Origin of the sequence: Neobacillus niacini NBRC 15566 (assembly GCF_001591505.1) — a bacterium.
GTDB lineage: Bacteria > Bacillota > Bacilli > Bacillales > Cytobacillaceae > Neobacillus > Neobacillus niacini.
Genome location: NZ_BCVA01000088.1, coordinates 1 through 8,005 on the forward strand (window position 1 = coordinate 1; position 8,005 = coordinate 8,005).

The following is an 8,005-nucleotide window of genomic DNA, read 5'->3' on the forward strand; positions in this document are numbered from 1 at the left end:
AATGTATCACCACCTCTTCATAGAATATATATTATGGTAAGATCGTAAATCTGAAATGGACAAACATGGATTTTTGAATATATTCAATTCATTACTTTTTAGTTATGATTTTGAGGTGGACTTACGACAGCTTTCGTATATATTAGTAGGCAATTTACTTAAGCCATAGGGACATTTAAGTGAAATAAAGGAGAAAAATGAAAGAGAATAGAATAGGTTAGGATACTGAATATGAGGTGTAAAGTGTTAATGACGGTAACTGATTTGTGTGAATCCTGTAAAATAAATGAAATGAATGTCGTAGAAGAATCTGATGACCCTAATCAGCCTTATAAATTGTGTGATCAATGTCATAAAAGGCTATTAAAACGTTCTTTAAGACCGATCGAATGGTACAACCTTGCTGTTATACATTCCCCAAAGAAATTTTTATTACACGATGATTTTTACGAAGAAGACGGAGAGGCTTGTCAACCTGAAGAAGATGTCATTGTAAATAAAAAAGATAAAGCCCCAACATTACGAGATGTTCGAAATGATTTGGAGTCTTTATTAGATTTTTCAATAACCAGATGGTTTCTTGAGGAAGATGTAATAAAAGAACTTAAAAAGTACGATACCCTAACGACATTGAATTATGTAAAATCTAGGTTTTATGAAACAAACAATTACGAAGTAAAATCCCGATTGTTGGAAATTGCAGCAGATGTTTTAGGGACTTCAGCTTCGGCGTGGGTAAGGGAGCTTTGGAAGAATTATGACGAAGAATTTCTTTACCCCCTTTCATGGGCAACAGCCAGCAGTTTGCCAACTGAAGAGGGATTACATAATATTTTTGAGCAATTGAAAGGGACGAGCGAAAAAGAATTGCCAATAGCAGCTTTTACCTGCTTATACCGTTTCCGTTCAAGCAATGTACTTGATTGGATGGAGTCAACTTGCACTATTTTTAATGATAATTGGGGAAGGCTGGCCGCTGTATGTTTTCCGACCTGGGAAAGAATGAAGTCTTGGTTAAAGAATGGAAGACCCTTAAGTTTAATTGCGCTGGATACAATGGCGAACTGTGTGAAAGGTTACGGTGACATTTATGTTCAGCAATTTTCTCCTAAGATACTTGGAACGGACAAAAGCAAGGTCGATCAAGTATTAAATGACTATTTTCAAAAAGATGATGTTCCTCGTGTCAAAATGAAACTTACTAGAATACTGGAGAACAAAAAAGAAATATTTGAATAAATCGTTAAACGATGTAAAGTCAGTGGGCTTTATTTTAGATTAATTTCTATTCATGAGAACTTAACGAGCAGTAAATTAACCTGCATGGTTCACTAACGGGTTCAAGAGCATTAATATGGGAGCGCTGCGGCGGTCTCTTTTTCTTGTTGTTCAAACGCGGCAGGTTACCTGAAGAAAGGAATAGTATCTTACACTTTTCCTTTCCATCACTTTTTCATCAAAACTGACTGTAAACTAAAGTAAGTCTGTAGAGATTGCTATGAGCGTAAAACGAAGAAATGCTTTTTATACTCACTTTTCAGTAACTGCTTAGGTCTAGTTAAGAACATCTGATACCAATAAAGAACAATCGAATAAAAAATATAGGTGAAAAAGATGTGAATCGGCTTGAAATTAACCAATTTAAATACTTTAACTTCTGAAGTAGTGTACATATAGGAAAGGCAAGCAAGAAATTCATAAGCATATTTAATAGAAAATATGGACCAAAACGACCATAGGTCAAATGAAAAATCCATAAAGTACCTGAAAAGAAAGGTCCTAAAATGATACTTAAATCTGTAAAAATCTTTTCCTTTATACCACCCTTCTCCACGATCCAAAGCTTGAAAGGGAGAGAAAATAAACTTGTTAATAGGATTAAACTTACTGCTAGATTTGCAACTGGCAGGTATTTTCTAAACGACCTTTTCGGCAAAAAAATAAGTGACAACCATGATATAGCGAGCAATCCAACTCGAACAAGATTAATAATTGAATAACACACCCTTAGTAATATGTTTATAGATATTATTGTGTAACAAATAGTGAAAAATAAAATCGAAAATTGGTTTATCGAGAGGAAAGAGCAAAGAGAATACAAATGAGTATGAAATCTTGCGATTGCTGGACTCATTTTTCACAATGCGACCATTAACCTACCAATACATAGTAGAGGTAATTTATGAGGATGGTATGTATAGTATTTTGATTTTAGAGCTTACTCATACACTGCTAGGGGGTGCTGATTTTTGTTCAAGTATGGAAGAGGGATGGAAAATTTAAACGTCGAATTAGTAAGATAGAAAATCGAAGAGATTACGTTAACAATTAAATGAGAATAGATGGGAGAGAACAAATGAATAGTTTTGATTTAATTATTAAGCATGATTTAGAGGAAGAAGATGCCGCAGAGATATTGGTGAATGGGTTTATTGATGATAAGTCCTATCAATTTTTATTTGATACAGGAGCCAATACTACAAGGGTTAGAAATGATGATTACATCAATCGTTTTGAATCATTCGGTTCTAAAGATACTTATGGTGTGTTCTCAAAAATGAAAAATGAATCCATCATTGTACCAAAATTTACATTAGGTCCTATGGAGAAGACAGATTTTCAAATGTACCGATATGATCAAGATTCAACAGCCCACAACATCATTGGGATGGATTTTTTACATGACCATTCCTACTATTTTAACTTTATTGAAAATAAAGTAGAAATTGATAAGGAAGTCTGTGAGGATTTGGAATTTTTTGATTTACATATCGGGAATAAAGTGAAACCATATGTAGATGCGTTTTTAGGGGAGACGAAAGTTAGTGCTATTTGGGATACGGGTGCTGGAATAACAGTTGTCGATTCCAGTATTGTACAAAAATATCCTGAGTATTTTGAAAGGATAAATGATGTTCAGGGAACAGATTCCACGGGAGCTTCCACCACTACACCTATGTACATGATGCAGTCTATGATCATTGGAAACTATCAATTTCCTACACTTAAAGTAATTGAAATTGACCTCTCATCATTAAATGAAAAGTTAGAAAAGCCAATGGAAATCATTCTAGGATATAACTCACTAAATAAAGCAAATTGGCTATTAGATTTTGTGAATAGAAAGTGGAGTATTCTTAAAATGAATACGAATGAGAAGAATATATAAAAACACTGGATGGTCAAAAACCTTTACAAATGCTATTAATCCATCCTCGTAAAATTGGCCCTATTGGACATAATAGGTTACAGGATAGTGCTGCCAAAACAATAGCACTTCCCAATAAAAAACGAGGGAGTGAAATAGATGGCCGATATCAACAAACGCAAACGTGAAGATAAAGATAATGAGGCAGTAGGAACTGGTGTAGGTGCTTTTACTGGGGATACGATGGCTTCTGCTCTTGATCCATTTGGTTCAGTCGCAGTGGAAGGTGCTGTTTCTGGCGGAGCGCTGGATAACAAGGCGGGAAAAGGTGCAGTTGATGACAATCAAGGCTTTAAAAACAAAAGATGATGAGTAAAGTCATCCTTTAACAGAAGGTTATGGCATACAGTGACTTCTAAAAGAGAGTCCCTTTGAGGAACTTTTAATGTTCGCAAATTCAAGTATGTTGGGAATCTTGTTATTATTACGTTTAAATAAAACTAACAGTGGTATTTCTATGATAAATAGAGACCTGATTCTGGTCCACCCAGAACAAATCCTGAATATACCCATTCATAAAGTTGGATAGGCAATATAATATAATTACTCAATCCGCATATGTCATATAAAATTTGACGATTCGGGCAAATGCCCAGGAATTTATCCCAAAAATGCATATGCTCTAATGTAAATAGATTAGGGAGGATGACGGATTGTATGAATAATGCCTATATTGAGAGGATTGGTTTAGGAGGACCAGGATCAGGTCTTGGTTTTGGTCCAGGAATTGGTTTTGGAGCCCCAGGGGTTGGAGTTGGCTACCACCACCACTATCCGTACCACCATCACTACCCGTACCATTATCACTACCCATACCACTATCACTACCCGTACTATCACCACCACCACTATCCTTATTAAGATTTACTGATAACTACATCTGAATAGGAGTTTCTGTGAAACAGGCGTGTTCTTACAATAGTAGAAGTGCCTGTTTCTTGTTGTGAATGTCGAAGGGTTGTGGATTTAGGGCTTGAGGATGAATCATGACAATCTGTATAGACAAACTTAAGTTTTTAAATTTAAAAATTTGATAATCTCTTCAACATATTGATCTTTCAGATAGCTGCTGTATAGGTTACTGGATAATCTAACAGGATCACCAAAAAAGTATCTTTCATAGTGGGTTTGCCTTGTACCGAATGAACTCATCGTAAGATCCCATGCTAAACGGAATAGTTTAACTCGGTCCTCTGCGTCCATGCCATCCGCTTGAAGATATTGGTCCAGATCTGCTCTTATTTCCGAATCAAAGTCTCTTTCGGTGGGTAATGAAACCATTCCGCTAGTACCAATTAATTGGATAATTTCGCTGAAACGGGGATATATTCTAGGGAAAATATTGCTGGCGACTTGCAATGGTATCATGCTGGGACGCATACAGCCCCATTCATCTAATTCTGCGTCATTTTCAGACTTCTCTAATAGTGCTTTCATCGTTTCAAGACCAATGATGATTTCTGAAATTTTTTCTTGTATATGCTGATATTCGCCAACATTTATCGTCTTGACGAGGAGTTGAGCCACCCCAAGCATAAATTCTGCTTTTACAATTTGTCTGTTTACTACTTGATGGTACGCAAAAATGTGAAAGGAGCTTCCGTTCATAAAGGTAATAGCTGCTTCGACATTATCATAAAAAAATACACAGTCCCATGGAACTAATACATTGTCAAAGACAACAATCGAATCAATCTCTTCATATCTTGAGCTTAGAGGATGATTAAAAGAAGAATTTCCTCCCACGAAAGATTCTCTACAAATAAATTTTAATCCTTTTGTGTTAGAAGGGATGGAAAAGGCGAATGCTTCATCACGATCAAGAAATAATCTGGGAGCAGAAATAACAATACCTCATCCGTTAATCCGCCCTGTGTAGCGAGGAGGCGTGCGCCTTTTATAATCAATCCTTTATCATTTCGTTCAATCACCTTTGCGGAAATAGGCTTCTCAGACATTCCCAAATAGAACTGGGAACGATTCACCTGGGGCGTAATAAATGTATGTGTAAACGAAAGATCTTGCTCCATTGCCCTTTCATATAAGGATTGAATGGTTTCAGGGAAACAATTCTCCATGCCGCATAAAATGGCGGAGGAGGAAGCAAAGCTCATTACTGCTGTATTCATATAGTCAGGACTTCTACCCATCAAACCATGAGTGGATTTTGCCCAGTGTTCCATCATCTTTCGTCTTTTCTTTAAATCCTCTTTTGTTTTTGGCTGCATATTGGAAAGTCCGATAGGCTCTTCTTTATCAGGTAAGTAGAAAGTCATCTCCTCTTTTAGAATGGGATCATTTTGTAAATCATAAAGAGAAGCTTTTGCCTTAAGAATCCCTTTAAACGCAGGATGCTCAGAAACTTCCCCCTTAATCTTTTCACCATCAAACCAAATTTCGTTTTCTAATCTATTTAAACGATCAATAAAATCTTATCCGCTAATGGTCCCCATTTCTTATTCGCTCCCTTTGTTGCAACATCTCACAATAACGTACTAATTAAGCTAGTATCATTTTATTGGATAACTTGGTTGCTTGTTCCCATTGGAAAAGCCTTGTTTTAAAATGGGGAAAATGCCAATCCTAATGAATTTTTCAATGATTATAGGTGTTTTTATCATAAGGATTTCTGGCTATTTGTGATACAAAAGCAGGATAGTGTGGTGGATATATAAGAAGAGTTGGAGCATTCCCATCCAGTTACGCTATCGCTTGCAATCACCTTGCTGGAAACGTTTTATGGATCCTATTTATTTCGATTTAATTTAAAATATCATTTATGAATGACAACACTAGTCCCGATTGGAACCAAAGAGGACAGTTCCAGCACATCATGATTGTACATTCTAATGCAGCCGTGAGACACGCTCTTCCCAATCGAGGAAGGATTATTTGTACCGTGAATTCCGTAGTGTGGTCTAGATAGCCCCATCCACATAACTCCAAATGGGCCTCCAGGATTATACTGTTTATTAATAATTGTATAAGTACCAAAAGGTGTTTGAGTTAGGATTTTCCCTGTAGCTATTGGATATGTTTTTATCAAGCTGTTATCTTCGTAAAGCGTTAACTGATGTTTTGCTGTTGAAATTCCAATCCATTTCGCCATTGTATCACTCTCCGTTTTTGTCATTATAATATGAGTGATTTTATTAATTTGTATTTGTACTTCAAGACCGAATTAATTAAATAACTAGTAGTGGTCTTTTCCTGAGAACTAGTAAGGGGAAATTCAATTCGTGTATATTTTGCAACTTTTCTAATTAACTTAAGAACGATACTGATTAGAAGAGGGTGTAGTATGGCAAAAAAAAGTTATCGGTCATTCACCATCATTTTACAAAGCATGGTCTTTATTCTACTGTCTTCCTGCGGTCAGTCACAAAGAAAAGAAGAAAATGTCAGTACGAATAAAACTCCTCGCGAGGTTTTAGGTTTTTACACAGAACAGGAAGGAGCATTACCAGGGTCTCAACCTACAGTTGACTCGCATTCCAACAGTTTAAGCAGCATTGCACCTTTTTGGTATAAGCTCGATGATAAGCAACCAGGCAATCTGATTGATTCGGTTACAGCCGATCATAAAAAAATGGTTATTCAGAGTGCTCATGAGAAGCACCTCAAGGTATATATGGTTGTACATAATCTCTTTTATGAAACCGTGGAGAAGGGCAAGCAGGTAGCGAGTAATGTACTCATTAACGATAGTAACCGCAATGTTTTCATTCAGAACCTACGCAATGAAATGAATCAGTTTGAGTATGACGGTATTAATATTGACATGGAAAATTTGAATTTGTCTGATCGGGATTCCTTTAGTCTGATGATAAAAGAATTATCTGATGCTTTGCACCGTGATGGAAAAGTAGTTACGGTTTCAGTCCCGGCAAACACAGGTGATTCTCGTGCTAATTCATGGTCACCATGGTTTGACTACGAAGAACTTGGTCAATATTCAGATGGGTTAATGATAATGACGTACGATGAACACAATCCCAGAACAAAACCCGGGTCAACAGCGTCAGTCGATTGGACAGAAGCAACGATTCAGTATGCTTTGAAACAGGGGGTAGACCCTTCAAAAATTTTACTAGGTATCGCAGGTTATGGCTGGGACTGGGATACAACAACACGCAAAGCCGTGTATAGCTCCTATGCACAGTTAATGAATCAGAAAAAAAAATATAAAGCTAAAGTGGTATGGGACTCCCGTTCGCAAACACCTCATTTCAGCTACATAGATAAAGATCAACATAGCCACCAGGTATGGTTTGAGAATAGCCATAGTCTGGGGGTTAAGCTAAACCTTGTCGAAAAATATAACCTACAGGGAATCGGGATTTGGCGACTTGGTTTAGAAGACCCACTGTATTGGACTACCATATCTGAGAAAATAAAAGTAAAAAAGTGATGGTATGGTTCTCTAAATTCATTTGGGATGGCTGCTGTGGTGCCTTTTTTGTTGAGTAATGGAAGGTGAGTTGAATAATCGTCTATAGCGATTCTTAAGCAGTCTTTTTTCTATTAAACTTAATGATACTGAATTGAAACGGTCCTTCTTTCATTTCCGTCTATAATTAAGATAGGAATTTATAAATCTAAATGGGGTAACTAAAAGGGGGGATTTATTTAGAATTTAGAACTGAAAGGTTATTAATTAGGCCATTTAAGGGTACAGACTTACAAGATGATTTAACATTTATAATAATGAGGCGACATGTAGACGTTCAGATTTAAATTTATGAAACCAGCAGTAAGATTGAACTTTAAAAGGCCAGGTCATGTCCGAAGTCGTGT

At 36.4% G+C, this 8,005-nt stretch carries 6 protein-coding genes and 1 pseudogene; 5 read left to right on the forward strand and 2 right to left on the reverse strand.

Annotation, left to right across the window (positions count from 1 at the left end):
* Positions 1-249: 249 nt before the first annotated feature.
* The 4 genes from BANA01_RS28475 to BANA01_RS28490 all read left to right on the forward strand — a co-directional run bounded on the left by BANA01_RS28475 (position 250) and on the right by BANA01_RS28490 (position 4,069).
* Complete coding sequence (locus BANA01_RS28475) at positions 250-1,239, forward strand: hypothetical protein (RefSeq protein ID WP_063255635.1); 990 nt, start codon at positions 250-252, stop codon at positions 1,237-1,239.
* 1,117 nt (positions 1,240-2,356) lie between these two features.
* Positions 2,357-3,169: a pepsin/retropepsin-like aspartic protease family protein gene (locus tag BANA01_RS28480; protein ID WP_063255636.1), complete on the forward strand. Its 813-nt coding sequence runs from the start codon at positions 2,357-2,359 to the stop codon at positions 3,167-3,169.
* 138 nt (positions 3,170-3,307) lie between these two features.
* Positions 3,308-3,517 (forward strand): hypothetical protein, encoded by a 210-nt coding sequence (locus tag BANA01_RS28485; protein ID WP_063255637.1) that lies wholly within the window; start codon positions 3,308-3,310, stop codon positions 3,515-3,517.
* 348 nt (positions 3,518-3,865) lie between these two features.
* On the forward strand, positions 3,866-4,069 hold the full coding sequence (locus BANA01_RS28490) for a hypothetical protein (RefSeq protein ID WP_063255638.1): 204 nt from the start codon (positions 3,866-3,868) through the stop codon (positions 4,067-4,069).
* A 147-nt stretch (positions 4,070-4,216) separates the two neighbouring features.
* Here BANA01_RS28490 and hpaB read toward each other — a convergent pair.
* Positions 4,217-5,634: pseudogene (gene hpaB / locus BANA01_RS28495) on the reverse strand (4-hydroxyphenylacetate 3-monooxygenase, oxygenase component).
* 347 nt (positions 5,635-5,981) lie between these two features.
* A complete protein-coding gene (locus tag BANA01_RS28500) occupies positions 5,982-6,317 on the reverse strand; it encodes a L,D-transpeptidase (protein WP_063255639.1) in 336 nt (111 codons plus the stop codon).
* Between the two features lie 192 nt (positions 6,318-6,509).
* Between BANA01_RS28500 and BANA01_RS28505 the strand changes: the two genes are divergently transcribed.
* On the forward strand, positions 6,510-7,619 hold the full coding sequence (locus BANA01_RS28505; protein ID WP_063255640.1) for a glycosyl hydrolase family 18 protein: 1,110 nt from the start codon (positions 6,510-6,512) through the stop codon (positions 7,617-7,619).
* The last annotated feature ends 386 nt before the right edge of the window (positions 7,620-8,005 follow it).